This window comes from Xenorhabdus innexi, from assembly GCF_002632485.1.
Classification (GTDB): domain Bacteria; phylum Pseudomonadota; class Gammaproteobacteria; order Enterobacterales; family Enterobacteriaceae; genus Xenorhabdus; species Xenorhabdus innexi.
Genome location: NZ_NIBU01000145.1, coordinates 1 through 2,105, shown reverse-complemented (window position 1 = coordinate 2,105; position 2,105 = coordinate 1). Strand labels below are relative to the sequence as shown.

1 protein-coding gene is annotated in these 2,105 nt (G+C 32.1%); it reads left to right on the top strand.

Annotated elements, in window-relative coordinates:
• Positions 1-12: 12 nt before the first annotated feature.
• Positions 13-2,105: trypsin-like serine protease (locus tag Xinn_RS20515; protein ID WP_153043426.1), on the top strand; the 2,093-nt coding region annotated here is incomplete at its 3' end.

Here is a 2,105-nt window from a genome sequence, read left to right as displayed (position 1 = left end):
CTTTCAGGTGGTATGTTAACATCTCCTCCCAGAGAAACCATTGCAAGAGGTGAGGAAAGTTGTATTGAAGGTAAAGATAGTCAGTGTAAACCTTGGGTTATTCATATTTATCATGAAATTAAATTAGGCCAATATAAAAAGACTATCTCAGCCTGCACTGGCTCTCTGATCGCTCCAAGCTATATTTTAACAGCATCTCATTGCTATTATTACCCTAAAAGTGATGGCCCAAGTGGTCAGGTTTCTTTTGAAGGATATATAATTAAAGATTATAAGAAAAAAATAATTGGCAGAGGAGACCCTAAAAATTTCTTTCCATATTCCGAATCTGGAAAATCGGCTGATTTTGCAATCATAAAATTAGATAGACCTATAAATTTACATGATTTTGGTCATGTTAGTCGCTTCTTTTATTATGACAACGCTTATGAAAAAAACGAAAAAGACTATTATAATACTTCTATTTATGGCTATGGTAGCCTGGGAATTGATGAAAGAACAGGAAATAGTATAGAGGGAACGGGGGAACAAAAGCGGGCTGATGTAAAAATTATCACTGCCACTAAAGATTTTAAAGGGAATGATGGACTAATAATAAAAGAAAATGAAGCGTTAACCGCTGAAGTTTCACAGCCTGGAGATTCCGGGGGGCCAACAATTTGGCATAACACTATTATTGGTGTTATATCCTCAGGAGAAAAAGCTTTGGCAAAAAAAGATCCAGGGAGTAAAAGACCTCTTAATTTTTCTCTCATTTCAGATGTTACAGGAAAATATTTGACTACTAAATTTTATCAACCAAAAGATTTAGGTCATTGGTTTTCTAATACGATGAAACAAATATGGATTGACAGCCCAGACTGGAATGGTCGAGTCAGTAAGAGGAAAAAATATATTCCTGTCAGGGGATATGGTCGGCCAGATAGTAAAATAAAACTGAGTTATTCTATTGATAACAAACCTGTAAAGGATATTGAATGCCCGGACCGTGTGGGTATAGATGGAGAATGGAAATGTCTTATTCCATATGATTCGTATTTCACGGATGTTACTGATGAAAAACAATATAACATAAATATTACTGTCAGAGAGTCAGAAGAAGTCTATAATAAATGGAGAGAGGATGCTTTAACAGCGGAAATACCATCAATTAAACAAGAGTTATCTATTGTTTACCCATTGAATAACTCAGTAGTACATACTAATAACTTCACGATACGTGGCTATGCTGCTCCCAATTCTGATATAAAATTGGAATTAAGTCCGGACCAAAAAAAACCTTTAAAGCAGGATGCGTTATGCGATAAAATAATAGACAATCAATTAATAAAAACAAATGAGAGTGGATTATGGACGTGTACTATAAAGCCTTATCTTACTATCAGTGATTTAGGGAAGAAGTTTCATATAATTGTCGAGCAAGAAAACAGCAGTAATAATAATATCTTCGATAAAGTAAATATTACTTTACAACTTAAAAATTATACCGATTTAAAATTAGATCTAAGAACAGGTGATGAAGTTAGTATATATAGAAAAATGCTAGATTTGAATGTCACTTATGATAAAAATGCAAGTGTTATTTGTATTTTTAACACCTTTATTTTTCATTGTAAAAACAAACCTGATTATTCTCATTTTAATATACCGAATATTATTAAAGATATAAAAAATAAAAAACCGACTCAGCCTAAAGAATGGAGTTTAAATATAAATGCGCTGCAGGTTATTGATGGACAAGATCTGTTTGATTTAAATCATTGGTATGATACTTCCTTCAAAACCAAAGGTGAATATTTTAGACCCAAGTTTGATGAAAAATATAGTATTAAATCCCCGAGGATAATACAATCATCCAAAAGTAAAAATAAAAAATTCTCTGGTTTTGGTGGTGATAACAAACGTTATACTCAAGAATATTATTCTACATTTTTACCATCAGAATATTCTATATGTATGAAGGAAAATAGTCATTCACCTTCAGGTTCACCTCAATGCAATAGAACTGAAGATCGAGATATCTATGTCAGAATTCCATTAAAAGAGAATACATATTTTTCAGAAATACCAATACAATATAGTGATTATAATGGAATACATAACTT